This is a genomic window from Aeromonas sp. 61P (assembly GCF_051919545.1).
Lineage (GTDB): Bacteria > Pseudomonadota > Gammaproteobacteria > Enterobacterales > Aeromonadaceae > Aeromonas > Aeromonas veronii.
This window is the reverse complement of record NZ_JBQBEL010000001.1, coordinates 4,667,538-4,693,787: the sequence shown is the minus strand read 5'-3', so window position 1 is coordinate 4,693,787 and position 26,250 is coordinate 4,667,538. Positions and strand designations below refer to the sequence as shown.

Genomic DNA, 26,250 nt, shown 5'->3' with positions numbered 1-26,250 from the left:
CGCTTTGCGTTATGATAGCGGGCTTAAGTCGAGCAAATGCTCCAAACATTTATGCAACAAAAGCGGATTGGGGATCTATGACGTCAAGGTTCATTAAATCACTCTGGCCGTGTCTGATGGGGGCCGTGCTGGGGTCGGCACAGGCACAGACCATCAGTTTCGGTGAAGCCTGGACCCGGGTCATCCAGCAGGATGAAGGGCTGGCTGCCGAACAGGCCGGGGTCGATCGGGCCAAGCAGCTGCGCGAGGCGGCCAAGGACATGTATCTGCCCAAGGTGGATCTGGGGGCTAGCTATACCCATCTTGATCAGCCGATTGAACTTGATGCCCTCGATCTCAATCCGCTGGCCAAGCAGAAAGATCTGATCCTGGCGCTCGGCAGCCTGTTCGGGGTCGGGGCCAACGCATTTGTCACCCCCCTGACCAAACAGAACGTGGTGACCAGCTCGGTCAAGATGCTCTGGCCGCTGTTTGCCGGTGGTCGCATCGATGCGGCGCAGGATATCCGCCAAGCGCAGGTGAGCGAGGCGCAGCAGCTGCTGGTGCTCAAGCAGCAATCCACCTTCGAGAGCCTCTCCCAGACCTATTTCGGCGTGGTGCTGGCTGCTCAGGTGGTGCAGACCAAACAGGAGATCGAAGAGGGGCTGGCCCACCATCTGGATCACGCCAAGAAGCTCGAAGCGCAGGGCCAGATCGCCAGGGTGGAGCGCCTCTCCGCCCAGTCGGCCTATGACAGAGCGCGCATCGATACCCAGAAGGCGCGCCGCAGCCTCGAGATCGCCGAACTGGCCCTCGGCCGCATGCTGAAGTTGCCAAATGCCCAGCCGGGCAGCGGCCTGTTCGTCAACAAGGAGCTGCCGCGCCTTGAGGGGTTGGTGAGCCAGACCCTGGAGGTGCACCCCGGTCTCAAGCTGCTCAGCGCCAAGAAGGAGCAGGCCAAGGGGCTGATCCGGGTCGAGCAGGGCAAATATGCCCCCGAGGTGTTCCTGTTCGGCAACTACAACCTCTATGAAGATGATTCTCTCGCCTCCAAGACAGCGCCGGACTGGCTGGTGGGGGTGGGGGTCAGCATGCCGCTGGTGAGTCGCGATGGCCGCTCCGAGACGGTGCAGGCCGCCAAGAGCGCCGAGCTGCAGGTCAATCTGCTGCAGGCCAAGACCCGCCAGGATCTGGAGTTGCTGGTAGAGAAGACCTGGCGCGAAGCGGCGCAGGGGCTGGAGGAGTATCAATCCCTCTCTTCCACTCAGGCGTTGGCAGAGGAGAACGTGCTACTGCGGGACAAGGCCTTCGGTCAGGGACTTTCTACCTCCCTTGATGTGGTGGATGCCCAAAACCAGCTGGCGGGGGTCAAGACCCAGCGCGCAGCTGCGGCCTATCAATATGTAGTGTCGCTGGCCCGCCTGCTGGCGCTCTCCGGCCAGATGAACAGTTTCAATCAATATCAGCATGGTCAGGTGATCGAGGTGAACTCATGATCCCGGTCCTGTCTTTTCCTTTTTTCATGTCTGTTTCGACCACCAAGGGTCGCCCGTTTGTCGAGGTGAAGTGATGAGCCATCCCCCCATCAAAAAGAAGATGAGCCAGGGTAAACCGCTGTTGTTGCCGCTGGCGCTGGTGATCCTGGTGGTCTGGCTCGGCTGGCGCTTCTGGCTCGCCTATCAGCCGGAGCCGGTGCATCTGCAAGGGCAGATTGAAGCGCAGCAGTACTCGGTCTCCTCCAAGGTGCCGGGTCGCATCGACGAGGTGCTGGTGAAAAAGGGCGATCAGCTGACCAAGGAGCAACTGGTCTTTACCCTAGCGAGCCCCGAGATCGAAGCCAAGCTGAGCCAGGCCAAGGCGGGTGAAGCTGCTGCGGGTGCGCTGGCGCAAGAGGTGGAGAAGGGTGCTCGTGCCCAGCAGATCGCCGCAGCCAAGGATCAGTGGCAAAAAGCCAAGGCTGCCGCCCAACTGCGTGGCAAGACCTATGAGCGGGTGGCCAGCCTGCACCGCGACGGCGTAATGCCGCTGCAAAAGCGTGATGAAGCCTGGACTGCCTGGCAAGCCGCCCGCTACAGCGAAGGGATGGCGTGGCAGCAGTACCAGATGGCGTTGGAAGGGGCGCGGGAAGAGACCAAGATCGCTGCCCGCGAGAAGGCCAAGATGGCGGCCGGTTCGGTGGCCGAGGTAGAGGCCTATCTGGCCGACACCCGCATCACCAGTCCCCACAATGGTGAAGTGAGTCAGGTGCTGCTGCGTAGCGGTGAGCTGGCGCCGCAAGGCTTCCCGGTTGTGACCCTGCTCGATATGAGTGATGCCTGGGCCCAGTTCCACGTGCGCGAGGATCTGCTGCCCCGCTTCCCGGTCGGTACCGAGTTCGATGCCCGCATCCCGGGCCTTGGCGATCAAATGGTGCGCTTCAAGGTGACCCATGTGGCCGTGATGGGGGATTTTGCCACCTGGCGCGCCACCGATACCCGTCAGGGTTTCGATATGAAGAGCTTCCAGGTGGAGGCTCGCCCGCTGCAACCGGTTGAGGGGCTGCGGGTTGGCATGAGTGTGCTGGTTGAACTCTGATGGGACGTGAATTTCGGCTGCTGTGGCAGGATCCCTTCAGTCGTGCCCTGATGAGCTGGGTGCCGCTGCTGCTGATGGGGATCCTCTGCTGGATCTTCTCGGCTGGATTGGCCCGCGACCTCAAGGTGGGGCTGGTGGATCTCGACCACAGCGTGCTGTCGCGCCAGCTCGCCTTCTCGCTGGATGGCTCGGCCGGGCTCAAGGTGGCGCAACAGTTTGACTCCATCGATGCCGGTGCCCGAGCCCTGCGCGGTGGCGACATCTACGCGCTGGTGGTGATCCCCAACCATCTGGAGCGGGATGCCCGTCAGGGCACCCAGCCGCAGGTGACTGTGTTCAACAACGGCCAGTTCATCCTGATCGCCAAGCTGGTCAACTCGGCGCTGGCGCAGGTGGTAGGCACCCTCAATGGTCAGGTGGGCGTGCTGGAGGCGATGGCCGATGGCAAGGCACTGCCCGGTGCGCTCGGGCAGTCGGTGCCCATCAGCAGTCAGGTGACGGCGCTCTATAACCTCAACTCCAGCTACGCCCAATTTCTGTTGAGCGCCATTCTGCCTGCGGTGTGGCAGATCCTGGTGGTGCTGTTCGGCCTCAATGCGCTGGCCCGTACCGATCGGCTGGGACTGGACTGGACCACTCGCGGTGTCTGGTTTGGCCTCTGGCGCACCCTGCTGCCCCACGTGCTGATTGGCTGGGGCTGGGGGATTGTCTGGACGCTACTGCTGTTCAAGGGCTTCTCCTACCCCATGCACGGCAGCTGGCTGGTGCTGGTGGTGGGTCTGGGGCTCGCCTCGGCCGCCTGCGTCACCATGGGGGCCTTCTTTTACGGCATCATTCGGGATCCGGCCCGCGCCCTGTCGCTGGCGGGGGCTTACACGGCGCCCGGTTTTGCCTTTATGGGGGTCACCTTTCCGGTGAGCGCCATGGGGGATTTCGCCCGCTTCTGGCGCAGCCTGTTGCCGGTCTCTCACTATGTGGAGCTGCAGATTGGCCAGAGCAACTATGGTTTGCCCCTCGCATCCGCTCTGCCGCAATTGGGGGCGCTGCTGCTGTTCCTGCTCCCCCTGCTGTTGGTGGTTCGCCGTTACAAGCAGCAGGCCGAGCTGGCCCGTCAATCAGCCGCAGTGGCGAGCGCCGAAAAGGAGCCTGAGTGATGTTGGGATTTGTCGATCTGTTGCGCCTAGAGCTGCGCACCCTGCTGGCGGATCGCGCCATCATGCTCACCCTGTTTGGCGGGGTGTTCTTCTACTCGTTTCTCTATCCCCAGCCCTATCTGCATCAGCTGCCGCGGGAAGAGGCGGTGGTGGTGGTCAACGAGGATGGCAGTCAGTTGTCCCGTCAGCTGGAGTTTATGGCCGATGCCACGCCGCAGGTGAAGCTGGTTGCGCGAGCCAATTCGCTGGCCGAGGCGCGTCAGTTGATGATGGCCGGGGAGGCGAGCGGCATCCTGCATATCCCCAACCACTTCTATCGGGATCTGATGCTGGGCAAGAGCGTCACCCTGAGCTATGCCGGTGATGCCTCCTACTTTCTGGTCTACGGCACCATTGCCGAAGGACTGGCGCAGGCCGGTGGCTCTCTCGCCGCGCAGGTGAAGGTGGCGCGGCTGTTGAGCCACGGCGAGGCACTGCCACAAGCGGCCATGGGCTGGAATGCGGTGGCCCTCAACGTGGTGCCGGTGTTCAACCCCACTATGGGCTATGTGAATTACGTGGTGCCGGCGGTGTTCGTGCTGATCCTCCATCAGGTGTTGCTGATGGGGGCGGGGATCCTGGGGGCGACCCAGAACCAGCGCAGCTGCCGCGGCGAACATGGTTACTGGCAAAGCGCGCCTGTGTTGCAGCTGCTGCTGGCCAGAACCCTGGTGCTGGCGGGGTTGTTCCTGCTGCCGGTGAGCTACTTCCTCGGCTTCTGCTTCGATCACTCAACATCGCTCGCCATGCTGACCCTGTGCAGCTTTGGCTGTTCGCCCTGCCATTCCTGCTGGCGACCTGCTGGTTTGGCGTGGTGCTCGGCGCGATATTTACCCGGCGGGATCTGCCGACTCAGGTGGTGCTGATCTCCTCCCTGCCGCTGGTTTTTCTGGCGGGCTTTATCTGGCCGCTCGAGCTGATCCCGGCGCCTCTCAACTGGCTGGCTCAGTGGGTGCCCACTATCCCCGCCATCGAGGGTTTTCTGCGCCTTAACCAGATGGGGGCCGACTTCGCGCAGGTTTCCCGTTACTGGTGGCAACTATGGGGTCTGGCGCTGCTCTACGGCGTGCTGGCCTGCCTGCTGCTGCGTTGGCGGCAGCAGTCACTGCCGGTGGCCAGTCAGCCGGTCGTACAGAGTGAGACGACCGCCGGTTAAGCGGGATAGGGCAAGCACTCGTGAGATAGCGTGTGCGGTAAAGCGAAAACGGTCAGCCCTTGGGCTGACCGTTTTGTTATGTGGTGGGGTTAAGCGGTTTACTGCTGCTTTAGCCACGCTGGAGTTCGGGATCCCCGATGGCGTAGATCTGCCCCACCGCCGCATCATCCGCCAGCAGGCGCAGCCCTTGGGCGGCCACATCGGCGCGGCGTACCAGTCCGTGCACCTCCTTGCCCTGACTCAGTTCGGCACGGCCGGTGGCGTCGCCATCCTGCAGGCCCGCAGGGCGTAGAATGGTCCACGCGAGGGCGCTGGTCTGCAGCCAACTCTCCGCCAGACTCTTGAGACGCACTTCATGACCGAAGGCGGCGCGGGCCCGCTCCGGCAGATACTGCCAGCTGTCGCCACAGCCGAGGGAGGTGACCAGCAGCAGCCGTTTCAGGTCTGCCTGCTCCATGGCATCGATTACATGGCGGTTGCCCTGATAGTCCACCGGCGCGGCCTGACGGAAGCTGCCCAGTGTAGAGACGACCTGTGCTTCTAGCCCCGCCAGAACACATGCCTGCTGTACCGCAGCCGGATCCAGCGCATCCCCCTCGATCACCTCGACTCCCAGCGCACTCAGTTCCATGGCCATCTCGGGGTTGCGCACCAGCGCAACGACCCGGTGCCCTTGGTTCAGGGCGTGATGAGTAAAGGCGCGGCCCAGCCCGCGGCTGGCTCCGAAAATCAGTGTGGTTGGCATAGATGAGCTCCCTTGGCAAAAGGGGCTAGCCTAGTGGCTTGTTCGCCTGCTGTAAATGAGAGTTGTTTCTATTTGTGAGGCGGCAAGGAGGAGAAGGTGCGAGCCGTCAGTGACTCGCACTCTTTGAGAGGGATCAGCCGTTGTAGTTGCCGATGCTGGGGCGACGGCTGGGACCACTCAGGTGAATATCCACCGGATTGAATGCCTTGATCGCCTCATAGCTGAAATCACCGATCGCCTGATGCAGGGTCTGGGGTGTGTGGTTGGTGATGATGATGACGCTTTTTGACAGGTTGCGACGACGGCGCAGCAGGTGGCCGAGGAAGCTGGACTGGCTCTCCGCCATCTTGGCGCGGTTGGCCGATACCTCGTCGATGATCAGCAGATCCACCTCTTCCAGTGCGCGGCGGTACTGGTTGCGCTCATCCTGATCGGGGATCACGTTGAAGAACAGCCGATCGACGATGGATGCCCACTGCTGGAAGATCACCGATTTCTGGTGACGGGCGATCAGCTCATGCGCTACCGCCCCCGCCAGGGTCGACTTGCCGGTGCCGTAGTCGCCGTAGATCAGCATGCAGCCGCCACCGCTCTTCTCCCAGTGCTCGAAGCCGCTGATAAAGTAACGGGCTGTTTCGATGGGGTATTGCAGCGCCGGGTCACCGGCATCCATCTTGTCAAATACCCAGTCGGGGTTGAGGTCGGCCTGGGCGATCAGCTTCTGGATCCGCTCCTGACGGGCCGCTTTCTGCAGCTCGCGCACCTCGGCGTTGGCCTTGGCGTCATACTCCTTGCGCAGGGTCTCGTAGTCATACTGGCCGCCACCGGTCTCTTGTTGCAGGCGACGAATGCGCTCCAGCAGGCCACCCACATGGCGGCTCAATTCCGGGTCGTGAATGCGGTGATCCTGCTTGGCCTTGGCGATCTTCTGGCGCTTGGCTTCGATCTCTTCCAGCTCCTGGCGCAGGGGATCTTGCGGGTCAGTCATGGAATGCTCCTTCTGCTCGATCAGGGATGGGTAGACAAGGGGTTGATTCTGCCTGCAGGCGGGGGCCGCTATCAATCATTATTCGGCTCCTGCTGCGCTGCGGGTTCTTGCGTCTGCTGTTGGGCCAGTCGCTTGGCCTCTTCAATCATCTGTTGGGCCCGTTTGCTGGGGCCCGACTCTGCCGGGGCCGGCGTCACCTGCTGGTAGCCCTGCACCTCCATCGGTTTGCGACGGGTATAGCGGCGGGTCTTGAGGGCGCGAATGAACTTGAGCATCCATTGATGCTGGGAGTCGAACACCTCGGGGCGCCCCAGCCAGTAGGCGATAAACTCCCCCAGATCTTCTTCGCTATAGCTGGCATCGATCACCCCGCACAGACGGGCGAGGGCGGGCAGCTCCTCGTCCGGGCGCCATTGCAGATGCATCTGGAAGGGGCGCTCCGGCAGCGGGCTGCGCAATTTCTGGGTCAGCAGTGGCAACTGGAACGGGCACTGATGGTAGTGCTCACTCTCGGGCTGAGCCTCGACTTGCAGCAGGCCCGCCTCCATCAGTTCATCGAACAGCTCGGTGAGCTGGCGGGCATTGACCTGAAATGAGAAGCCGCTGGGATCACCCGGATCGACCACCGCCAGCGCCCGACCCAGCTCGGGATAGTTGAGCCTTGCCGCCTGATTTTCCAGCACCAGTCGGCGCAGCTGCAGGGTATAGAGGCTGCGGGCCGGGTGGGACAATCTGGGGTGGGAGAGGGCACTGTATTCGGCTGGAGTCATGGTCTTCTTTATGCGCTTGTGTGGCGGCCATTATCCCCTATGGCAGGGGCTTGCACAATTCGCATGGAGGTAGCGACATTGTGGGGAGAGGTTGTGCTGCTATGTGGTTGTTAATAGAGCAATCTGTCGCTCAGAACCTGACCAGGGTCTATTTTTGACGCATCGTTTCCGCGGATACCTCACTTTTGAACTAGTCTTAATACCTAAATAACCAATTGACTAATAAGAGCTTTATCAAGATGTTAAGAGCCGGGCTACGGATCCTGGTGGTGGAGGACGAAGCCGTTTTTCGCCACTCGCTAGTGAGTTACCTCGCACGGGACGGGGCAACGGTCTTTCAGGCCGAAGATGGTATTGAGGGGCTATCGGCGGCGGCCCTCTACCATCCTGATGTGGTGCTCTGCGATCTCAATATGCCCAATATGGATGGCCACGAGGTGATCGCCTGCCTCTCTGCGCGCTATCCCCATATTCCGGTTATCGTTATTTCGGCCCAGAGCACTATGGAGGCGGTTGCCAGCGCCTTGCGTGCCGGTGCGCGGGACTATCTGCTCAAACCCCTTGAGGATTACGCGCTGGTAGAGCGCAGCATCGAACAGTGTCTCAACGGCAGCGGCAACCGGGCGCAGCAGTTGGAACTGATGGGTCACATCGACTATTTCAGTGCCCACGATAAGGCGGCCAGCCGCCTGCTGGCGGGGCTCAAGCCGCCGGGCTTGCAGGAGTGGGGCCCCTGGCAGGTGACGTTCAAGGGGCTGGGGCAGTTGTTTATTCCAGATACCTTCAAGGTGGAAGACAAGCTGCTGGTGCTGGTGATGGAACTGCCGATCATGGGGACGGATGCGGCATTTTGTGGGGCACTGGTGCGATCCTTGATGAACGTCCCCTACCGCCAGTTTCAGCAGAACGAGAGCCGGTTGCTGAGCCAGCCGCACCGGTTGCTCGACTACCTCAACCATCAGTTGATGGCGTCCGGGCTTCGCCACTCTTTTGCCATGGCGGCGCTGCTGTTTGATCAGCATGATGGGCTGGTGTTTGCCAACGCAGGGCTCACTTCTCCCCATTGGCTGATGCGCTCAGGCGGCTTACCCCTTGGCCTGATGCGCAGTAGCCACTACGCCCTGCACAAACGTAGCTGGCATGAACCGTTCGCCCTGCAGTTTCGCAGCGACAGCGGCGGCTCGCTGGATGTGCAGGTTCGTCATCACTGATGCCGCCTGATAAACAGGCCAAAACAAACAGGGCGCCGATGGGCGCCCTGTTTGTTGTTTACAATCCTGACCGTTTAGACGGTGGCGGAGTGCAGTTTCTTCTCTTGAACTTGCGGCTCTTTGGCCGGGCCTTCGGCACCGTGCATCCAGTAGACCAGGCGGTTGGCCATGGTCAGCAGGATCAGGGCGCTCAGTATCGCAGCCAGGGCGATGCCACCGAAGATGGCGATCGGGCCGGCTTCACCCACGAAGGAGCCGATAAAGCCCGCAGCGTAGTTGGCCAGGGCAACGAAGCCAAACCAGGCACCCATCATCAGGGAAGCCAGACGCAGCGGAGCCAGTTTGGTCACCATGGAGAGGCCGATCGGGGAGAGGCAGAGCTCGCCCAGGGTGTGGAACAGGTAAGCACCTACCAGCCAGAACATGGAGGTCTTGACGGTGTTGTCACCACCCTGCTGCAGCACGGCACCGACCATGAACAGGAAGCCGATAGCCAAGAACAGCAGACCCATGGCGAATTTCACCGGAGAGTTCGGTTCTTTCTTGCCGAGCTTGATCCAGATGGCCGCAACGACCGGTGCCAGGGTGATAATGAAGAAGGGGTTCAGGGACTGGAACCAGGCGGTCGGTACTTCGAAGCTGCCGATCATGCGGTCGGTATACTCCTGGGTGTAGAGGTTCATCAGACCACCGGCCTGCTCGAAACCGGCCCAGAAGATGATGGTGAACAGACCCAGTACCAGAATAACCTTGATGCGATCCACTTCCTGCTTGGTCAGCGGTGCTTTCTGCTCGGTAGTACGCAGGGCGGCTGCGCGCTGGGCGGCAGTGACGCGACCGATGTCACCAAGGAAACGCTGGGCCATGGTGGCCTGGATCACCAGAGAGAGCAGCATACCGATACCGGCGCCGACGAAGGCAGCTTGCCAGCCGTAGGCCGTAGCGGCAGCACCACAGATCACGCCTGCCAGCAGGGAACCCAGGTTGATACCCATGTAGAAGATGGTGAAAGCACCATCACGGCGGTGATCGCCCTCTTCATAGAGGTCACCCACCATGGTGGAGATGTTCGGTTTGAACAGGCCGTTACCCACGATCAGCAGCGCGAGGCCCGCGTAGAACATGGTGTTGACCATATCCGGGAACATGGCGTGTGGCAGTGCCAGAGTGAACTGACCTGCGGCCATCAGCACGGCACCGATCAGGATGGCGCGACGTTGACCCAGGAAGGTGTCAGCCAGCCAGCCGCCGATCAGCGGAGTGATATAAACCAGACCGGTATAGATACCGTAGAGTTTGAGGGCATCTGCCTGACTCCAGCCCAGACCGCCGTTGGCAGTCAGGTCGGTCAGATAGAGCACCAGTACGGCACGCATGCCGTAATAGGAGAATCTCTCCCACAGTTCGGTACTAAAGAGCAAAAAAAGCCCTTTAGGGTGACCTAAAAAGGTCCCTTTTGACGGGTTATTCATTGGAACTTCCACCTGTGTCTTATATTTTTTTGAGTTTTTTATGCAAGGGCGAGAAACACGCCTCAATCCTTATAGAGCATGTGTGAATAAATTACAACATTATGATTTGCTGAGAGTTTATTTACTCTTGATTGATTTTTTGTTGCAAAAATGAAAAAGGAGCATCATTTGATGCCCCTTAAATACGTCTATAAAAAACAGATTTATCAGCGATTACAACTGCTTGACGAACTGCTTCAGCCAGCCGATGAATTCACCATTCAGCTCGTGATGGCGCACACCATATTCCACATTGGCTTTCATATAACCGAGCTTGCTACCGCAATCGTGGCTCTTGCCCTTCATGAAGTAGGCGTTGACCTGCTCCTGCTCCATCAGCATGGCGATGGCGTCAGTTAGCTGGATCTCGTCACCGGCGCCGGCAGGGGTTTTTTCCAGCAGCGGCCAGATATTGGAGGAGAGGACGTAACGACCCACCACCGCCAGATTGGAGGGGGCTTCATCACGGGGCGGCTTCTCGACAATGGCCTGCATCGGCAGGGACATCCCCTCGCTCAGGGCCTCGCCCTTGATGTCGGCGATGCCGTACTTGTCCACTTCGCTCTCGGGAACCGCTTCCACCATGATCTGGCTGATCTGGTTCTCTTCGAACATGTGCACCATTTCGGCCAGGTTGTCTTTTTTCGGGTCGCTGGCCACTTCATCAATCAGTACATCAGGCAGCAGCACGGCAAACGGGTTGTCACCGATCAGCGGACGGGCACACAGCACAGCGTGGCCCAGACCTTTGGCCTCGCCCTGGCGGACGTGCATGATAGTGACGTCTTTCGGGCAGATCTGTTGCACCTCTTCCAGCAGCTGACGCTTGACTCGCTTTTCGAGGGTCGCTTCCAGTTCGAAACTCTTGTCGAAGTGGTTTTCGATGGAGTTTTTACTGGAGTGGGTGACCAGCACGATCTCTTTGATACCGGCGGCGATGGCTTCGCGCACTACGTACTGGATCAGCGGTTTGTCGACCACCGGCAACATCTCTTTCGGGATGGCCTTGGTGGCTGGCAGCATACGGGTACCCAGACCGGCTACCGGGAGCACGGCCTTGCGAACTGTCAGAGGAGTCTTTTTCATGGAAAACTATCCAGCGGGATTAAAGTGCGGCCATGATACTCCAAGAAAAATGGGGCAGCCACAGGCTACCCCATTCGTATATGCAGAGCTCGGACGTTATTTGACGATGATCATGTCACGGTTGGCTTCCAGCGTGGCCGGGCCAATGCCATTGACATCTGCCAGCTGATCGACCGAGGTGAACTTTCCCTGTTTTTCCCGATAGTCGACGATAGCTTGTGCCTTCTTGTCGCCAATCCCTTTCAGGCTGGTGAGTTCGGCAAGGGTGGCCGTATTGATGTTCAGCTTACCGGTCTCCTTGGCGACCTCGGTCGTGGTTGTTTGCTTGGGTGCTGCCTTATCTGCGGCCAGCACGGGTTGGCTGAACAGGGGCAAGCAGGCCAGCAGCATGATTGCAGAGAGCTTCTTCATCAGCATTTCCATTCCTCCATGATGTGGATATTGCCGAGTGGCACATTGATGAATAGCGTATCGAACGGGTCTTTTTCACTGCTATTTCTAACAGGTCAAATCCTCATGCCGATGGCGAAATATTTGCTATAAGCGCTTCACTATGAATGCCCTCATATATCCAACCGTATGATCTTGAATCTATTTTAGATACATCTTTAAGGTGGCGGGCACGCTTTCCCACAGCGCTACGCTCGAGACATTTCTGGCACATCACATGGCATTATTCTGCATAACACTGCACTGATGGCATGTTTCACTGGTCTTCAAAAGAGAACCAATAAAAAAGGCTGCTCACCTGGGGTGAGCAGCCTTTGATCGGTTTTTTCAGACAGGCACTGATTAGGCTTGTTCGTCAGCCTGGGCAGCCTGGATACCGGTCAGGGCGATGGTGTAGACGATGTCATCAACCAGGGCGCCACGGGAGAGGTCGTTGACCGGCTTGCGCATGCCTTGCAGCATCGGGCCGATGGAGACCAGGTCAGCGGAACGCTGCACCGCTTTGTAAGTAGTGTTACCTGTGTTCAGGTCCGGGAAGACGAACACGGTGGCTTTACCTGCAACCGGTGAGTTCGGTGCCTTGGACTTGGCCACGTTCTCCATGATGGCCGCATCGTACTGCAGCGGGCCGTCGATGATGAGGTCGGGGCGCTTGGCCTTGGCCAGCTCGGTCGCTTCACGCACTTTCTCTACATCGGCACCGGCGCCAGAGGTACCGGTGGAGTAGGAGATCATGGCGACGCGCGGCTCGATGCCGAACGCGGCAGCAGAGTCGGCGGACTGGATGGCGATCTCGGCCAGCTGCTCGGCAGTGGGATCCGGGTTGATCGCGCAGTCACCGTAGACCAGCACCTGATCAGGCAGCAGCATGAAGAAGATGGAGGAGATCAGGGAAGAGCCCGGAGCGGTCTTGATGATCTGCATCGGCGGACGGATGGTGTTGGCAGTGGTGTGCACCGCGCCGGATACCAGACCGTCAACTTCATTGCGCTCCAGCATCATGGTACCCAGTACCACGTTGTCTTCCAGCTGTTCGCGGGCAACCACTTCGGTCATGCCCTTGTTCTTGCGCAGCTCGACCAGACGCGGCACATAGCGCTCGCGCACAACGGCTGGATCGATGATTTCGACGCGATCGGTCAGAACAACACCCTGCTGCTCGGCAACGCGACGGATCTCTTCCGGATTACCCAGCAGCACCGGACGGGCAATGCCACGCTCGGCACAGATGGCGGCTGCCTTGATGGTGCGCGGCTCGTCGCCTTCCGGCAGCACGACACGCTTGTTGGCCTGACGGGCCAGCTCGGTCAGCTGATAACGGAATGCCGGCGGGCTCAGACGACGGGAACGGGAAGAGCTGACGGTCAGCGACTCGATCCAGTGCTTGTCGATGTGGCCAGCGACGTAGTCCTGTACCAGCTCGATACGCTCGCGGTCATCTTCCGGAATATCGACGTTGAAGTTCTGCAGGCTGACGGCGGTCTGCCAGGTGTTGGTACCGGTCATCATGATCGGCAGGCCGGTGGCCATGGCCTGTTGGCACAGCGCCATGACCTGCGGCTCCGGATGATAGTTACCGGTCAGCAGCAGGGCGCCTAGCTTGACGCCGTTCATGGCGGAGAGGCAAGCGGAGACGATGACGTCAGAGCGGTCGCCGGAGGTGACCAGCAGGCTGCCCGGACGGAAGTGCTCAACCATGTTATGGATGGAGCGGGCGCAGAAGGTCACGGTCTGCAGGCGGCGGCTGTCCAGCTCACCCTTGTGCAGGATCTTGGCGGCCAGATGCTTGGCAAGATCCTTGGCGCGCGGGGCGATCAGCTGGGTGTTCCAGGGGATGCAACCCAGAATGCGCAGCGGGCTCTTGCCGAACACTTGCAGCACTTCCAGGTTGTGGGCCGCGTCAGAAGCGTGGTGATGGGCTTCGAACATCTCGGTCAGGTCAGGGCGGGTTACGCCATGCTCGTCAACCGGCGCGCCCACCTTGTTGATCACGCAGCCAACGATGCGGGGGTTGTTGACACCACCGAAGTTGGAGCAGGCCAGCTCGATGCGCTCTTTCAGTTTCTGGCTGGAGTCATGGCCCGGATGGGTCACGAATACCATGTCAGCGTCCAGCGCCTTGGCCACGTCGTAGTTCAGCTTGTTGGCAAAGGGCTGCTTGTCGGTCGGCACCATACCTTCGACAACCAGCACTTCGGCACCACTGGATTTCACGTGCTCTTCGAAGCGGGCAACGATCTCTTCTAGCAGGATATCGGTGTTGCTGGAGCTGATCATGTTCTCGGCGTAGGAGAGGGTGAAGGGCTCGGGCGGGTTGATGTTGGCAGCTGCGCGGATAACGGCGGTTGAGCGCTCGGCACCGGTTTCACCCGGACGCGGCTGGGCAACCGGTTTGAAGAAGCTGACATTGACACCGTGGCGTTCCATGGCGCGAACAACGCCCAGACTCACGGAAGTTACGCCGACACCAGTGCCGACCGGGATAAGCATAATAGTGCGTGCCACTTTATACCCCTTGTTCATTTTTTGGGATCAGGAAAAGGCCGCCCTGTGGGCGGCCTCGAGTTACTGCGTCAATTAAGCGCCGACCAGTTCCAGCGCGTCGTGGGCGATAACCCACTCTTCGTTGGTCGGGATAACCAGGGCCTTGGTAGAGCCAGCCTTGGTGATCTCGCCACCCTTGCCGAAACGAGCCTTCAGGTTGGCGTCGTGATCAACGTCAAAGCCCAGCAGGCCCAGCTTGTTCAGGGTGATTTCACGGATCGGGGCGGAGTTTTCACCGATACCACCGGTGAAAACAACGGCGTCCAGACGACCGTCCATGGCGGCAGCGTAGGCGCCGATGTACTTGGCCAGGCGATAGCAGTAAACGTCCATAGCACGCTTGGCTTCTTCTTTGCTGTCGTAGTTGTCTTCAACGAAACGGCAGTCGGAGGTCACTTCAGTCAGACCCTGCAGGCCGGACTCTTTGGTCAGCATGGTGTTGATATCGGCCACGCTCATGCCCAGCTTGTCGTGCAGGAAGAAGATGATGGCCGGGTCCAGATCGCCGGAGCGGGTACCCATCACCAGACCTTCCAGCGGGGTCAGACCCATGGAGGTATCAACAGATTTGCCGTTCTTGATGGCGCAGACGGAACCGCCGTTGCCCAAGTGGCAGTTGATGATGTTCAGCTCTTCAACCGGCTTGTTCAGCTGCTTGGCAGCTTCCAGGCTGATGTAGTAGTGGCTGGTGCCGTGAGCGCCATAGCGACGGATGCCGTTCTCTTTGTAGAGCTTGTACGGCAGGGCGTACAGGAAGGCTTCTTCCGGCATGGTCTGGTGGAACGCGGTATCGAATACGGCCACGTTCTTGTCAGCCAGTGCCGGGAATACGCGGCGAGCTTCACGGATACCGATCAGGTGAGCCGGGTTGTGCAGCGGAGCGTACGGAACAGCAGCTTCGATGCCGGCGATCACGTCTTCGCAGATGACAACGGAAGAGGTGAAGCGCTCGCCACCGTGAACAACACGGTGACCGATGGCGATCAGGTTCTTGGACAGTTCCGGATTGAGCGGCAGGATCTTGTTGACGATGAAGTCCAGCGCTTCCTGGTGAGCGGCACCCGCGCCCAGATCGGCACTGCCTTTCTCGCCATTCAGTTTCCACTTGATGCGGGCGTCGTCGAGGTTGAAGCACTCGGCCAGGCCGGACAGCAGGTCATCACCGGTGGTTGCGTCAATGACGGCAAACTTCAGGGAAGAGCTGCCACAGTTAAGAACAAGAACCAGCTTACTCATGAATAAATCCTATCGCAGATTGGGTTGTGTAGGCGGATGCGTTGGACGCGGTGCGGCCAAAAACTTTCAACTTATCCTTATGAGGGTTGGCAATCTGTTGCTTGCCCCTTGTATAGTGATACAAGACCCGAAATCCAGACGTCCCTGACAGGTCAATAGCAAGAAGCTTTTGACGCAAAAATGGGCGTACAAAGGATAACCCGATTGTTGAAAAATAACAAAGTCATCCTCAACCTTTGTTACTTTGCATCAAATTTTGTCGAGGTTTTGCCGTTAGTACGTTCAAAAAGCGCTCGGAGGTAGTATGAGCATGAACATTTTTGGAACTAAGTTACAGCAAGGGCGCCATTATATGACGCTTTGGCCGCGCCGTCCCGAGCTCAATTCGATGTTTCCTGAAAATCGGGTGATCAAGGCGACCGAGTTCGCCCTCAAGGTGATCCCCGCGTTGGCAGTGCTGAGCGTGATGCTGCAGTTCCAGTTTGGGGAGCTGCACTACTGGCCCTCCGTCATCACTTCCGTGCTGTTTCTGCTCAGTTTGCCGCTGCAGGGTTACTACTGGCTCGGTCAGCGGGCCGACACCCGGTTGCCCCCGTCGCTGGCGAGCTGGTATCGGGAGATCAACGGCAAGATGAACGAGCAGGGCGGCCGCCGTCAGCTGGTCTCCCAGCCCCGCTATGAAGAGCTGGCTGATACCCTCAAGGCGGCCTTCCAGCAGCTCGATAAATCCTTTCTCTACGAATAACCCGTTTCAGATGCAAAAAGGCGCCAGTGGCGCCTTTTTTGTGGCGGTCGGTGTGCGGATCACGCTGCCAGTACCTTGCGGATCTCCTGGATGGAGAGCTTGTACTGACGAGGGCACTGACGCCATACAGTCAGCATCCGCTGGTACTTGTCGCGCATGGCGATGTCGCTGGAGAGCTCGTCGCACGGGCATTTGAGCTCGGGGAAGCGCTTGTCCACCTCCAGCAGGAAGCAGACATAGTCGGCCAGTTCACGCTCCTGGCTGCGGCTGTAGCCATTGAACTCCAGCCGACTGGCATTGATCTCGCCCTGATCGGCGGCATCCAGATTACCCCATGAGATGGCCAGTGCGTGGTGCAGCTCCAGTGTGTCGATTACCTCCTGGCAGGTCGCCAGATCCAGATGGCCGAAGCTCTTCTCCAACTCGAGGATCTGCAGGCAGTAGCCGCGTTCGATGATGGTACTGGCGCGCTGGTAGACGTCCGCTTTCTCCGGATTGAGTTTCGCCAGAATTTCGTACTGGTTGCTCAGGATCAAACGTTCAGTGTTGCTCATGTTCATGGGATATCTCGCTGGAAGATGATTCTGGGGTCACGTTAACCCATATATAAAATGAATTTTTTGATCTGGGCGGGGGAGTTGGTGAGAAAAATCCGTTGGCAAGGGGCGGCTGACCAGACAAAAAAGGCCTGCATGGCAGGCCTTTCAATGACGCAGGGGAGGGTTACCCCTTGAGGAAATCCAGTACCACCTGATGGTGATCGCTGGTTTTGAACTTGTCGAAGTGGTGGGCAATCTTGCCCTCTTCGTCGATCAGGAAGCTCTGACGGTGAATGCCGTCATACTCTTTGCCCATGAACTTCTTCGGGCCCCAGACGCCAAAGGCATCCGCGACGGCGTGGTCTTCATCAGCCAGCAGGGTGAAGTTGAGCTGGTCCCTCTCTTCAAACTTTTTCAGCCGTTTGGCCGGATCCGGGCTGATGCCAAGTACCACCACATTGAGGGCGGCCAGCTCGGCGTTCACATCGCGCAGGCTGCAGGCCTGGGTGGTGCAGCCGGGGGTCATCGCCTTGGGGTAGAAATAGACCAGCACCTTCTTGCCGCGCAGGCCAGCGAGGCTGACCTGATTGCCATTCTGATCGGGCAGGGAGAAATCGGGGGCAGGGCTGCCAGCTTGTAGTGGTTGCATGAGGTCTCCTCGGGTAAAACGCCCTCAGGCGTGTTTGCGATTGACGATAAACTCGAACGATTCGGCACCCAGTTGACGACAGAATTCGGCGAAGGCGGTTTGCGAACCTTCCACTTCACCTTCTCTGGCCAGATTGAGCTGAAAACTGATCTTCAGCAGGTTGAACGGCTGCTGCTCCAGGGTCATGGATTGCATTGCCTGAATGTTCCAGCCATGTTCGCTGAAGAACTGGGTGCACTGGCTTACGATGCCGGGCTCGTCGCGGATCAACAGGTCGGCACTGGCGCGGACGTCATACTGCAGGGACTGGTGGCGTTCGGTGCGTTTCATCATGGTGATGAGATCCCACTCCTGGCTACGCAGGGGCAGGCTGATTTCGAGTTGCATCATGCTGTTCCAGTCGCCCGAGAGCAGCATGATAAAGGTAAATTCATTGCCGAAGATGCCAAGGCGGCTGTCCACAATGTTGCAACCACAGCCACTGACGTGGCGGGTGACTTCATTGACGATGCCAGGCCTGTCCGTGCCGATGGCCGTTACGACCAGGTAGTGAGTCATAAATCTTCTCTCGTCCGTTATTTCGTTGCGAAAGCCGCGCTGGCAAGTCAACCCTCCGGCCCTGATGACCACTCCCTGAGGGACGTTGCCGACTTTCGTCCATTGCTTTTTGTTCCGGATGGTATCACGGCTTGCCCCCTCTCTCCCTTGTTTTTCAAAGGGGCCAGCTTTACCATTACGCCCCTGAAAATCGGGAGAAAAGTCCATGTTACGCGGTAGTATTGTTGCGCTCGTTACCCCCATGCTGGCTTCAGGTGAAGTCGATTGGGCCAGTCTGGCCAAACTGGTCGACTATCATGTCAGCGCCGGGACCAGCGCCATTGTTGCGGTGGGGACCACAGGGGAATCGGTGACCCTGAGCGAGCAGGAGCATATCGCCGTCGTTGAAAAGACCGTTGAGTATGCCGCCGGACGCATTCCCGTCATCGCCGGTTGCGGCTCCAACAATACCGCCCATGCCATTGAATTGACCAAGCGACTGGCCAAAACCGGCGTGGTGGCGGGTCTTTCGGTGACTCCTTACTACAACAAGCCCACTCAGGAAGGTCTCTATCGCCACTATTGTGCGATCGCCGAGGCTAGTGGTCTGCCCCAAATTCTTTATAATGTGCCCGGTCGCACCTGTTGCGATCTCAAACCGGAGACCGTGGCCCGTCTGGCCAAGGTTCCCGGCATTATCGGTTTGAAAGAGGCAACTGGCGATTTGAGCCGCACCCCGCTGCTGCGCGAGCTGTGCGGGCCGGAGTTTGCTCTCTACAGTGGCGACGATGCCACTGGTTGTGATTTTATGCTGCAAGGTGGCGATGGCGTGATTTCGGTCACCACCAATATTGCAGCGGCCCAGATGGCCGACATGTGTCGTGCTGCGCTGGCCGGTGATGCCGGGCAGGCGCATGACATCAACAATCTCTTGATGCCGTTGCACAAGACTCTGTTCTGCGAACCGAGCCCCACCCCGGTGAAATGGGCCTGTGCCCAACTGGGGTTGATTGCAACAGCCACCTTGCGCCTGCCGCTGGTTGACCTCACCCCCGAGGGCGAGCAGCTGATGGCGCGAGCACTGACCACAGCGGAGTTGATGGCGAGTGTTTAAATCTAATGGAAAGGGAAATAGAGCCCGTCTGGTGCTGAGCGTTGCGACTGTGGCCGTCTTGGCCGGTTGCAGCACCCCCCAGGATCGCAAAATGGCCAACCGCGACTTCGGTTATGAAGATGCCCGCCTCGAGGGCCGCGCGTTCTTGATCCCCGCAGGATTGAGTGCCCCCACCTTCAACAGCCAGTACGACATCCCGCCGCTTCCCGAGAGCAGCCGTGAAGGTGCCCTCGGCGCCCAGGTCGATGTGCGTCCACCCGCCCAGCTGCTGACCGTGGTACCGGGCAGTCAGGTCGTGCAGAGTGCAACCGAACCGACCGTTGCCTTCTATGCCCTGAGCACCAGCCAGAGCGTGGAGCGCGATACCTGGTCGTTCCTGATGAACTTCCTGGCCAAATACAAGGTCACCACCGAGAAGCTGGATCAGCAGGATGGCGTATTGCAGACCGGCTGGTTTGACAACACAGTCGCCCTCGATGGCTGGGGTGAAGATGACGAAGACTTCAAAATCCGTCAGCGTTACCAGTTCACCGTACGCAACGACGCCCAGCGCCACGCCGTCAACATGTCGGTCCGGGTGCTGGATCACGAAGAGACCATCGACGGCGAGACCAGCAACAAGCTGACCCCTGCCGATGCCCAGCGCTATGCCGCGCGAGTGCTGAACCAGTTCTCGCTCTATTACGACAGCCAGCTGAAAGCCCGCGAGCAGCACAAGTCCAACGATGGCATGGGTCTGCAACTGGGTCTGGACAACAACGAACTGAGCGCCTGGATTGCCGAAGGCTCCTTTGATCAGGTGTGGCGTCGCCTCAACCAGGTACTGCCCGCTTACGGTTTCACCATCAAGGATACCCAGCAGTCTCTGGGCTGGATCGACGTCGAGTACGAAGAGCCGAGTGCCGAGTTCTGGAAGGCGAAAGGGAGCGAGCCGTTCAAACTGGAGGAGGAGAAATACCGCTTCCAGCTTGGCGAAATGGCGGGAGGCAAGACCTCCATCACCCTGTTTGACAAGGACAAGAAGCCGGTATCGTCCGGGGTTATCTCCCAGATGTATATCAGCCTGTCCGAGGCGTTCGCCAAGGGGCTGGCCGATCAGGCAGCAGCAAAAGCAGAATAAATACAGGGGCCTTGTGCCCCTGTTTTGTTATCAGAATCCCCCTGAAAACGCGGGGATTCAGAGTGGTTTTCGATGATGCGAGCCCCCTTGCCAGCCCGTTGCAAACAGAGCGCGCAGGTGAGGAACTCGCGATGTTTACCCCCCACAAACAGGAAGTGTTATTAGCCATGAGTCTTGCAGATCAAGTATTGGCGGTGAATGACGATTTGCCGATCCGTACCGATAAACCTGTCCATTCCGGCAAAGTGCGCAGCGTCTACTGGTTGACCCCCGAAGACAGTGCCCGGCTCATAAAAGAGAAAGGCTATGATGTGCCGGCCGATGCGCCCCTCGCCCTCATGGTGATCAGCGATCGCATCTCGGCTTTCGATTGCATCTGGCAAGGTGTGGATGGCCTGAACGGCGTACCGGGCAAAGGGGCGGCGCTCAACGCCATCTCCAGCCACTGGTTCAAGCTGTTCAAGGAGAAGGGACTGGCTGACAGCCACATTCTGGATATTCCGCACCCCTTCGTCTGGATCGTGCAAAAAGCCCGTCCGGTGATGATCGAGGCGATTGCCCGCCAGTACATCACCGGCTCCATGTGGCGTGCCTACAAGGATGGCGAGCGCGAGTTCTGCGGCATCACCCTGCCGGAAGGGCTGAAAAAGGATCAGAAACTGCCGGAGATCCTCATCACTCCCTCCACCAAGGGCGTGCTGAAAGGGCTGGATGGCGTGCCGGAAGCCGATGACGTCAACGTCTCCCGTGCCGATATCGAGCGCCACTACAAGGGCTTCAACTTCAGCAAACCGGCCGACATCGACCGCTACGAAGTGCTGCTCAAAGAGGGCTTCAACGTTATCAGCGACGCGCTGGCCGGGCTGGATCAGATCTTCGTTGATACCAAGTTCGAGTTTGGTTACGTCCACGATGCGGCGGGCAATGAAAAGCTGATCTACATGGATGAAGTGGGCACCCCCGACAGCTCCCGTATCTGGGATGGCGCGGCCCTGCGCGACGGTCAGATTGTCGAGAAGTCGAAAGAGGGTTTCCGTCAGTGGCTGCTCAACCACTTCCCGGATCCGGACATCCTGCTCAACAAGAACCGTATGCCGGAACGTTTTGCCCTGGCCCGCGACAACAAGCTGCCTACCGAAGTGATGATGGATATCTCCAACACCTATGTCGGGATCGCCGAGAAGATCATCGGCCACAAGCTGGCGCGTTCTGCCAATCCCAAGCAGGAGATCATCGAGGTGCTGCGCGATCAGTACGGTCTGATCGACTAAGGGTTGCGCTCTTTTTTTGTCGTCAACAAACAAACGTTTGCTGATAGCGAAGGAGATAGGCAGAGAAACAGACGGGCCCCGCTACGGGGCCCGTTTTTATTGCTGGTCTGGCGGCAAGCGAGCGGCGATCAGCCGTTGACCCTGAACACCTGACCTGTCTGAATGCCCAACACCGACTTCTTGTAAGCCTGCGCCACCTTGGCGGCTGGCACCGGCACGAACCCCGGGAAGAAGTCGGCGTATTTGTCCATCGACTCCGCCAGCACGGTGGGGCTCACCACGTTGATGCGAAGGCCCCTTGGCAGCTCGCAGGCGGCCGCTTTCACAAAGTGATCGATGGCGCCGTTGACTGTGCTGGCGCTCACGCCCCAGTTGATCGGCTCCTCGCTCAGAATACCGCTGATCAAAGTGATGGAACCCTTGTCAGTCAGATAGGGAATGGCGGCTCGGGTCAGGTTGATCTGGCCCATCAGCTTGCTCTCCAGTCCCACCTGCCACTGTTCGTCGGTCATCTCGGTCAGGCCGTTGAAGGCCACACTGCCGCTGGCGACAACCAGTGCATCAAACTGGCCTACCTGGGCAAACAGCGCCTTGATGGAGGCGGGGTCGCGCATGTCGACTGTGGCATCGCCACGGCTGTGGCCGACCCGGATCACCTGATGATCTTTGGCAAGCAGTTCACTGACCGCGGAGCCGACGGTGCCGGAGGCACCCACAATCACAATTTTCATCTGCATCACTCCTGGTTGGGATGTGTTGATTCTAGCGCAACAGAAAATGCGAAAAAGCGCGTAAAATAAACCCATTGTTTCCATATTGGAGCTAATGATGGATATCGCCCATCTGGCCAGCTTTTACGAAGTGGTGCTGCGCGGCAGTTTCTCGGCTGCTGCCGATACGCTGGGGGTCAGCAAGGGGATGCTGAGCCGCCATGTCAGCGCGCTGGAGACCTCCCTCAATGCACAACTGTTGCAGCGCACCACCCGCCGCCTCAGTCTGACCGAGGCGGGCAAGACCCTCTATCAGCAGGCGGGGGAGATCTTCGCGCTGGCGCGGCAAGCGGAGCAAGATATTCAGGCGCTGACCGAAGAGGATTGTGGCCGCCTGCGTTTTACCTGCCCGGTCAGCACCGGCGATCGGATGGTGAGCGAGCTGCTGACCAGCTTTGCCGCGCTCTGCCCGGGAGTGGAGGTGGAGCTCAACTTCACCAACCAGATGGTCGACATGAGCCAGGGAGAGAACGACATCGCCCTGCGCGCCATGAGCGAAGTGCCGGACAATCTGGTGGCCCTGCCGCTGGGGCGGCTCAAGGATGTGGTGGTGGCGAGCCCCGGACTGGTGGCGCGGGAGGGGCGTCCTGCCACCCCCTATGAGCTGAGCGGGCGCAGCTGCCTGTTGCAGGGGCACAATCCGGCCTGGGAGCAGTGGCACTTTATCCGTGAGGGGGAGGAGGCCCACATTCTGGTGCAGGGCAAGGTGCGGGCCAACCATTACAGTACCGTGTTGCAACTGGCGCGTGCCGGTATGGGCTATGCCAAGTGTCCGCTGATGCTGGTGGAGGCGCAGCTGATGGCAGGAGAGCTGGTGACCGTGCTCGATGAGTGGCAGAGCGGCCTGCATCAGCTTCATGTGCTGCATGCCCAGCAGCGGCGGGTGCCACGCAAGATCCGGCTGTTCAAGCAGGTGCTGGCCCAGTGGTTTGCCGAGCGACCCCACTACCTGCTCTGAGCGGCGTTATTTTTCTGTCATCTTCGGCTGCTACCCTGCGCCCATCATTGGCATCAGGAAGATCAGCGGGAATGAAGAGTAATAGAGGGTTGACCGGATTTGTGCTGCTCTGTGCAGTGTTGGGGGCTGGCAGTGTGCAGGCCATGGTGGACGTGAAGGTGCCGGAGAATTTCCGCATCCTCGCGGTGAGCAACGGCACCTTGCAGGATGACCAGAATGCCACTCTGGCGGATGGCGAGCAGCAACTGCTGGTGCGCTTCGAGGGGGTGATCCCCAGTCGCAGCAGCAGCGAGAATGATCGGCAGGTACGCTCCGAGCCACAGGTGGTGCGCTATCAGGGCAGCAATCAGCATTTGCAGCTGACGGCCAGCGTACCGGGAGACGAGCGGGGGATGCAGGCCTATGCCAAGGATCCGGTGGTGGCGTTGCAGGAGAATGGCCGCGCGCTTGCCATCCAGCAGGATGTGCTGGTGACCAGCGGCATGCTGCTTGGGGTGGACTGGAACGGCAAACTGGCTGAATACAACCGCAGCGGCGGCAAGGCGGCGCTGACGGCCGTCGCTGTGACTACACAACCAACCGCTACGCTCTCCGGTGGGACGCAACCCGTTGTGGCTGCCAGCGAGCTGGAAGGGCAGTTGCAGCAGTTGTTCCTCCAGGCCGACCCGGCCCTGCGCAAGCGCTTTATCGGTTGGGCCGTGCCGCAGCTTTAAGTTTTCTGCCCGTTGCAGTAACGTGGACACTCCTTTTTCAGGCGCTCTGTTCATCGTACTCAACGAGGTTTTCATGTTTGAATTGCATTCCCGCCTGCAGGCCGATACCTGCTGGCTTGGCGATCTGCCGCTCAGCCGCGTCCTGCTGGCCAAAGACAGCCAGTATCCCTGGCTGATCCTGGTACCGCGAGTAGCCAACCTGCGGGAAATTCACCATCTGGCTCCGGAGCAGCAGCAACAGCTGATGCAGGAGTCCTGCGCTGTCGCCAACCTGATGGAACAGGCCCTCAGCCCGGACAAGATCAACATCGGAGCGCTGGGCAATCTGGTGCCGCAACTCCACCTTCACCATGTCGCCCGCTTTGCGACGGATCGCGCCTGGCCAGGCCCCATCTGGGGGGCTCATCCGGTCGTGCCTTATGAGCCACCAGTTTTGGTCCAGCAGGCCGATATATGGCGTGCCCGGCTCGCCAAGCTGAGCGGTTTCACCCCAGTGGCTGCTGATAACGTAGTCAACTGAGAGGCGTGTCGCTATTTCAGTCTCCGGGCCGCGCCATCTGTTAGAGTTATGGTATAGATAAGCCCATTTTCGATGTTCAGGAAGGTCCCATGATAGTGACAAGATCCGATGACGATGCCGTATTGACCACAGAGGATGTGCTGCTCAGCCTGTGCAACTCGGTGACGGACGTTTTGAGTGCCGCGACCATGAGTCAGGTGCGGTTTTCCGGCATGGTGCAGCGGATCAGCAAGACCTGCCTCAAGCCGGATATCGGCTGCTTCGTGCTGTTCGATGGCGGTTTTTCCGGTCTGGTGGTGATCAACTTCTCCGCCGCCGCCGCCATGGAGCTGTATGAGAGCTACATGCTGAGCATGGGGCTCTCCAAGGAGGATCTCGCCATCTCCCACACCTCTGACGAGGTGAGCAACGTGATGGGCGAGCTGATGAACCAGATCGTCGGCAGCTTTACCGTCAAGGTGGGCCGGGATCTGCAGACCCACATCACCCAGAACCAGCCGAAGATGCTGGCCCTCAACAAGCAGGTGATGCTGAGTGTCGATACCAATCTCGACAGCCCGGAATCCCGCCGCGTCACCTTCTTCACCGCCCGCAACAACATCTTCTATCTGGAGCTGGCGATGGACAAAACCGAGTTCATCCGCATCCACAATGAGGGGATGGAGCACGAGGAGCTGGATCCCGATGCGCTGATCGCCCAGGCCAAGCAGGATGCCGCCAAGCCGGCTCAGGCTGCGGCCCCGGTTGCCAACGATCACGATGATCTGCTCGACTCCCTGGGTATTTAAGTCAAACGCCGGATAGCAACAAGGCCACCTTCGGGTGGCCTTGTTGTATACGTGCGCACAACCGTTGTTAGAAGTTGTAGAGCAGGCCGGTGTTGAACATCACCGATTCAGAATCGTAGAAGTTGATGTCGGAATCGGACTTGGCATAGCCAGCGGTAAAGGTTGCCGAGAGCGGCGCGATACCAAACAGGCGGTGCCAGAAGAAGGTGCCGGTCAGGGCAAACTCGTCGGAGTCGGCGTTTTGGCCAAAGATCGGGTTGGCCTCATCATATTTGGTCTGGCCCAGATAGGCGTTGCTGACGAAAGACCACTGGGAAGCGCGCATGCCGTAGGTCAACTGGAGGCCGTTGCTCTTGTAGCTCTGGGCGCTGCCATCCAGATCGGCTTGACGGTAGATAAAGGCTGGCTCCAGCATCTGACCGGGGGCCAGTTGCCATTTGTAGGAGAGGTCGAGGGCGTGGATCTTGCCGTTGCGATCCAGCTTGGCTGCATAGTTTGTCTGGTTATCCTTATCGTATTGCTGGCCGCTGCGCTCCTCATCCACCTCGATGTTGCGGGTGGTCAGGCTACCATTGAAGTTGCTTCCCCAGATGCTGTCCCAGGCGAAGCGCACCCCTTTTGACTTGATATCGGTCGACTGGCGATCAACGCCTACGGCGAAGGGATCGCTCCACTGCTCGGTCGGCATGGCATTAAAGACCACGGAGCCAGCTACGATGCCCTTGTCGCTCATCTCCTGACGGATACCGAGCTGCTGGGTGAAGTCGAAACGGATGGCATCCTGGATCAGGTTACCGAGGAAGACCTGGGTGCGGGTATCGGCAAAGGTGTAGCGGATATCGGCGTTGAGCAGCGGGGCAACGGCGGAGCTGCTCTCGGCACTGCCCAGCCCGCTCAGGCGGCGGTTTTCATCATCACCACTATAAAAATTCGATTCGTAATTGATGACATTGACCCCGCCAAGCAGGAAACCGGACCAGCCAGACTCCTTGGGAATTTCACCCAAATCAGCATAAGCACTATTTGCGACCAGCAGGCCCAAGCCCAGCAAGGTGGTGTTGCGCATCGGATAACTCCTAAATT

At 59.2% G+C, this 26,250-nt stretch carries 25 protein-coding genes and 1 pseudogene; 13 read left to right on the top strand and 13 right to left on the bottom strand.

Annotated features, from left to right (window positions below; all coding sequences use genetic code 11):
• The first annotated feature begins 77 nt into the window (after positions 1 to 77).
• The 4 genes and pseudogenes from ACTG2O_RS21730 (at position 78) to ACTG2O_RS21715 (ending at position 4,902) form a co-directional block, all read left to right on the top strand.
• Positions 78 to 1,475, top strand: a complete 1,398-nt coding sequence (locus ACTG2O_RS21730) for a TolC family protein (protein ID WP_042656819.1) — start codon at positions 78 to 80, stop codon at positions 1,473 to 1,475.
• 73 nt (positions 1,476 to 1,548) lie between these two features.
• Positions 1,549 to 2,553, top strand: a complete 1,005-nt coding sequence (locus ACTG2O_RS21725) for an HlyD family secretion protein (RefSeq protein ID WP_439976630.1) — start codon at positions 1,549 to 1,551, stop codon at positions 2,551 to 2,553.
• Positions 2,553 to 3,707 carry an ABC transporter permease gene (locus ACTG2O_RS21720; protein ID WP_236382433.1) on the top strand — a complete coding sequence of 385 codons (1,155 nt, stop codon included), beginning with the start codon at positions 2,553 to 2,555 and terminating at the stop codon, positions 3,705 to 3,707. Before ACTG2O_RS21725 ends, ACTG2O_RS21720 begins: the two co-directional genes overlap by 1 nt.
• A pseudogene (locus ACTG2O_RS21715) lies at positions 3,707 to 4,902 on the top strand (ABC transporter permease). Before ACTG2O_RS21720 ends, ACTG2O_RS21715 begins: the two are co-directional and overlap by 1 nt.
• A 109-nt stretch (positions 4,903 to 5,011) precedes the next feature.
• Here ACTG2O_RS21715 and ACTG2O_RS21710 read toward each other — a convergent pair.
• The 3 genes from ACTG2O_RS21710 to ACTG2O_RS21700 form a co-directional block, all read right to left on the bottom strand.
• The gene (locus ACTG2O_RS21710) at positions 5,012 to 5,647 is read right to left on the bottom strand and encodes an SDR family oxidoreductase (protein WP_439976629.1); all 636 of its coding nucleotides are present in this window, start codon (positions 5,645 to 5,647) and stop codon (positions 5,012 to 5,014) included.
• Between the two features lie 133 nt (positions 5,648 to 5,780).
• Positions 5,781 to 6,635 carry a DnaA ATPase domain-containing protein gene (locus ACTG2O_RS21705; RefSeq protein ID WP_005341142.1) on the bottom strand — a complete coding sequence of 285 codons (855 nt, stop codon included), beginning with the start codon at positions 6,633 to 6,635 and terminating at the stop codon, positions 5,781 to 5,783.
• A 71-nt stretch (positions 6,636 to 6,706) separates the two neighbouring features.
• On the bottom strand, positions 6,707 to 7,405 hold the full coding sequence (locus ACTG2O_RS21700; RefSeq protein ID WP_439976628.1) for a DnaT-like ssDNA-binding domain-containing protein: 699 nt from the start codon (positions 7,403 to 7,405) through the stop codon (positions 6,707 to 6,709).
• Between the two features lie 239 nt (positions 7,406 to 7,644).
• On the opposite strand from ACTG2O_RS21700, the gene ACTG2O_RS21695 reads away from it, so the two are divergent.
• Complete coding sequence (locus tag ACTG2O_RS21695) at positions 7,645 to 8,616, top strand: response regulator (protein WP_026034889.1); 972 nt, start codon at positions 7,645 to 7,647, stop codon at positions 8,614 to 8,616.
• Between the two features lie 74 nt (positions 8,617 to 8,690).
• On the opposite strand, the gene ACTG2O_RS21690 is transcribed toward ACTG2O_RS21695, so the two are convergent.
• The 5 genes from ACTG2O_RS21690 to ACTG2O_RS21670 all read right to left on the bottom strand — a co-directional run bounded on the left by ACTG2O_RS21690 (position 8,691) and on the right by ACTG2O_RS21670 (position 15,443).
• Positions 8,691 to 10,088, bottom strand: a complete 1,398-nt coding sequence (locus ACTG2O_RS21690; RefSeq protein WP_019445025.1) for a peptide MFS transporter — start codon at positions 10,086 to 10,088, stop codon at positions 8,691 to 8,693.
• A 213-nt stretch (positions 10,089 to 10,301) separates the two neighbouring features.
• The gene (gene galU / locus ACTG2O_RS21685) at positions 10,302 to 11,213 is read right to left on the bottom strand and encodes a UTP--glucose-1-phosphate uridylyltransferase GalU (protein WP_005339121.1); all 912 of its coding nucleotides are present in this window, start codon (positions 11,211 to 11,213) and stop codon (positions 10,302 to 10,304) included.
• Positions 11,214 to 11,309: 96 nt separating this feature from the next.
• Complete coding sequence (locus tag ACTG2O_RS21680; protein ID WP_019445026.1) at positions 11,310 to 11,630, bottom strand: ComEA family DNA-binding protein; 321 nt, start codon at positions 11,628 to 11,630, stop codon at positions 11,310 to 11,312.
• 375 nt (positions 11,631 to 12,005) lie between these two features.
• A complete protein-coding gene (gene pta / locus ACTG2O_RS21675; protein WP_019445027.1) occupies positions 12,006 to 14,186 on the bottom strand; it encodes a phosphate acetyltransferase in 2,181 nt (726 codons plus the stop codon).
• A gap of 54 nt (positions 14,187 to 14,240) precedes the next feature.
• The gene (locus ACTG2O_RS21670; protein WP_005349210.1) at positions 14,241 to 15,443 is read right to left on the bottom strand and encodes an acetate kinase; all 1,203 of its coding nucleotides are present in this window, start codon (positions 15,441 to 15,443) and stop codon (positions 14,241 to 14,243) included.
• A 304-nt stretch (positions 15,444 to 15,747) separates the two neighbouring features.
• Here ACTG2O_RS21670 and yfbV point away from each other — a divergent pair, with 304 nt between their 5' ends.
• Positions 15,748 to 16,188, top strand: coding sequence for a terminus macrodomain insulation protein YfbV (gene yfbV, locus ACTG2O_RS21665; RefSeq protein ID WP_005339116.1), 441 nt, complete (start codon positions 15,748 to 15,750; stop codon positions 16,186 to 16,188).
• A 59-nt stretch (positions 16,189 to 16,247) separates the two neighbouring features.
• On the opposite strand, the gene ACTG2O_RS21660 is transcribed toward yfbV, so the two are convergent.
• The 3 genes from ACTG2O_RS21660 to ACTG2O_RS21650 form a co-directional block, all read right to left on the bottom strand.
• Positions 16,248 to 16,748, bottom strand: coding sequence for a YfbU family protein (locus tag ACTG2O_RS21660; RefSeq protein WP_019446223.1), 501 nt, complete (start codon positions 16,746 to 16,748; stop codon positions 16,248 to 16,250).
• A gap of 163 nt (positions 16,749 to 16,911) precedes the next feature.
• On the bottom strand, positions 16,912 to 17,376 hold the full coding sequence (gene bcp, locus ACTG2O_RS21655) for a thioredoxin-dependent thiol peroxidase (protein WP_005358255.1): 465 nt from the start codon (positions 17,374 to 17,376) through the stop codon (positions 16,912 to 16,914).
• Between the two features lie 24 nt (positions 17,377 to 17,400).
• Complete coding sequence (locus tag ACTG2O_RS21650) at positions 17,401 to 17,934, bottom strand: glycine cleavage system protein R (RefSeq protein ID WP_005349229.1); 534 nt, start codon at positions 17,932 to 17,934, stop codon at positions 17,401 to 17,403.
• Positions 17,935 to 18,139: 205 nt separating this feature from the next.
• Between ACTG2O_RS21650 and dapA the strand changes: the two genes are divergently transcribed.
• From dapA to ACTG2O_RS21635, 3 genes are all read left to right on the top strand, one after another.
• Complete coding sequence (gene dapA, locus ACTG2O_RS21645) at positions 18,140 to 19,027, top strand: 4-hydroxy-tetrahydrodipicolinate synthase (RefSeq protein WP_113740504.1); 888 nt, start codon at positions 18,140 to 18,142, stop codon at positions 19,025 to 19,027.
• Positions 19,020 to 20,147, top strand: coding sequence for an outer membrane protein assembly factor BamC (bamC, locus tag ACTG2O_RS21640; RefSeq protein ID WP_031227977.1), 1,128 nt, complete (start codon positions 19,020 to 19,022; stop codon positions 20,145 to 20,147). Before dapA ends, bamC begins: the two co-directional genes overlap by 8 nt.
• 167 nt (positions 20,148 to 20,314) lie before the next feature.
• Positions 20,315 to 21,418, top strand: coding sequence for a phosphoribosylaminoimidazolesuccinocarboxamide synthase (locus tag ACTG2O_RS21635; protein WP_040065098.1), 1,104 nt, complete (start codon positions 20,315 to 20,317; stop codon positions 21,416 to 21,418).
• 128 nt (positions 21,419 to 21,546) lie between these two features.
• On the opposite strand, the gene ACTG2O_RS21630 is transcribed toward ACTG2O_RS21635, so the two are convergent.
• Complete coding sequence (locus ACTG2O_RS21630; protein ID WP_021231956.1) at positions 21,547 to 22,149, bottom strand: short chain dehydrogenase; 603 nt, start codon at positions 22,147 to 22,149, stop codon at positions 21,547 to 21,549.
• A 97-nt stretch (positions 22,150 to 22,246) separates the two neighbouring features.
• On the opposite strand from ACTG2O_RS21630, the gene ACTG2O_RS21625 reads away from it, so the two are divergent.
• The 4 genes from ACTG2O_RS21625 to ACTG2O_RS21610 all read left to right on the top strand — a co-directional run bounded on the left by ACTG2O_RS21625 (position 22,247) and on the right by ACTG2O_RS21610 (position 25,167).
• Positions 22,247 to 23,146 (top strand): LysR family transcriptional regulator, encoded by a 900-nt coding sequence (locus ACTG2O_RS21625; protein WP_439976627.1) that lies wholly within the window; start codon positions 22,247 to 22,249, stop codon positions 23,144 to 23,146.
• Between the two features lie 71 nt (positions 23,147 to 23,217).
• Positions 23,218 to 23,859: a DUF2057 domain-containing protein gene (locus ACTG2O_RS21620; protein ID WP_439976626.1), complete on the top strand. Its 642-nt coding sequence runs from the start codon at positions 23,218 to 23,220 to the stop codon at positions 23,857 to 23,859.
• Between the two features lie 73 nt (positions 23,860 to 23,932).
• Positions 23,933 to 24,379 carry an HIT domain-containing protein gene (locus ACTG2O_RS21615; protein WP_439976625.1) on the top strand — a complete coding sequence of 149 codons (447 nt, stop codon included), beginning with the start codon at positions 23,933 to 23,935 and terminating at the stop codon, positions 24,377 to 24,379.
• 89 nt (positions 24,380 to 24,468) lie between these two features.
• Complete coding sequence (locus ACTG2O_RS21610) at positions 24,469 to 25,167, top strand: DUF3334 family protein (RefSeq protein WP_005339098.1); 699 nt, start codon at positions 24,469 to 24,471, stop codon at positions 25,165 to 25,167.
• A gap of 67 nt (positions 25,168 to 25,234) precedes the next feature.
• Here ACTG2O_RS21610 and ACTG2O_RS21605 read toward each other — a convergent pair whose 3' ends face one another.
• Positions 25,235 to 26,233, bottom strand: coding sequence for a DUF2860 family protein (locus tag ACTG2O_RS21605; protein WP_439976624.1), 999 nt, complete (start codon positions 26,231 to 26,233; stop codon positions 25,235 to 25,237).
• Positions 26,234 to 26,250: the final 17 nt, after the last annotated feature.

Coding starts and splice junctions, on each gene's coding strand:
- ACTG2O_RS21730 (WP_042656819.1), top strand. CDS start 78: ATGACGTCAAGGTTCATTAAATCACTCTGGCCGTGTCTGATGGGGGCC.
- ACTG2O_RS21725 (WP_439976630.1), top strand. CDS start 1,549: ATGAGCCATCCCCCCATCAAAAAGAAGATGAGCCAGGGTAAACCGCTG.
- ACTG2O_RS21720 (WP_236382433.1), top strand. CDS start 2,553: ATGGGACGTGAATTTCGGCTGCTGTGGCAGGATCCCTTCAGTCGTGCC.
- ACTG2O_RS21710 (WP_439976629.1), bottom strand. CDS start 5,647: ATGCCAACCACACTGATTTTCGGAGCCAGCCGCGGGCTGGGCCGCGCC.
- ACTG2O_RS21705 (WP_005341142.1), bottom strand. CDS start 6,635: ATGACTGACCCGCAAGATCCCCTGCGCCAGGAGCTGGAAGAGATCGAA.
- ACTG2O_RS21700 (WP_439976628.1), bottom strand. CDS start 7,405: ATGACTCCAGCCGAATACAGTGCCCTCTCCCACCCCAGATTGTCCCAC.
- ACTG2O_RS21695 (WP_026034889.1), top strand. CDS start 7,645: ATGTTAAGAGCCGGGCTACGGATCCTGGTGGTGGAGGACGAAGCCGTT.
- ACTG2O_RS21690 (WP_019445025.1), bottom strand. CDS start 10,088: ATGAATAACCCGTCAAAAGGGACCTTTTTAGGTCACCCTAAAGGGCTT.
- galU (WP_005339121.1), bottom strand. CDS start 11,213: ATGAAAAAGACTCCTCTGACAGTTCGCAAGGCCGTGCTCCCGGTAGCC.
- ACTG2O_RS21680 (WP_019445026.1), bottom strand. CDS start 11,630: ATGCTGATGAAGAAGCTCTCTGCAATCATGCTGCTGGCCTGCTTGCCC.
- pta (WP_019445027.1), bottom strand. CDS start 14,186: ATGAACAAGGGGTATAAAGTGGCACGCACTATTATGCTTATCCCGGTC.
- ACTG2O_RS21670 (WP_005349210.1), bottom strand. CDS start 15,443: ATGAGTAAGCTGGTTCTTGTTCTTAACTGTGGCAGCTCTTCCCTGAAG.
- yfbV (WP_005339116.1), top strand. CDS start 15,748: ATGAGCATGAACATTTTTGGAACTAAGTTACAGCAAGGGCGCCATTAT.
- ACTG2O_RS21660 (WP_019446223.1), bottom strand. CDS start 16,748: ATGAACATGAGCAACACTGAACGTTTGATCCTGAGCAACCAGTACGAA.
- bcp (WP_005358255.1), bottom strand. CDS start 17,376: ATGCAACCACTACAAGCTGGCAGCCCTGCCCCCGATTTCTCCCTGCCC.
- ACTG2O_RS21650 (WP_005349229.1), bottom strand. CDS start 17,934: ATGACTCACTACCTGGTCGTAACGGCCATCGGCACGGACAGGCCTGGC.
- dapA (WP_113740504.1), top strand. CDS start 18,140: ATGTTACGCGGTAGTATTGTTGCGCTCGTTACCCCCATGCTGGCTTCA.
- ACTG2O_RS21635 (WP_040065098.1), top strand. CDS start 20,315: ATGAGTCTTGCAGATCAAGTATTGGCGGTGAATGACGATTTGCCGATC.
- ACTG2O_RS21630 (WP_021231956.1), bottom strand. CDS start 22,149: ATGAAAATTGTGATTGTGGGTGCCTCCGGCACCGTCGGCTCCGCGGTC.
- ACTG2O_RS21625 (WP_439976627.1), top strand. CDS start 22,247: ATGGATATCGCCCATCTGGCCAGCTTTTACGAAGTGGTGCTGCGCGGC.
- ACTG2O_RS21620 (WP_439976626.1), top strand. CDS start 23,218: ATGAAGAGTAATAGAGGGTTGACCGGATTTGTGCTGCTCTGTGCAGTG.
- ACTG2O_RS21615 (WP_439976625.1), top strand. CDS start 23,933: ATGTTTGAATTGCATTCCCGCCTGCAGGCCGATACCTGCTGGCTTGGC.
- ACTG2O_RS21610 (WP_005339098.1), top strand. CDS start 24,469: ATGATAGTGACAAGATCCGATGACGATGCCGTATTGACCACAGAGGAT.
- ACTG2O_RS21605 (WP_439976624.1), bottom strand. CDS start 26,233: ATGCGCAACACCACCTTGCTGGGCTTGGGCCTGCTGGTCGCAAATAGT.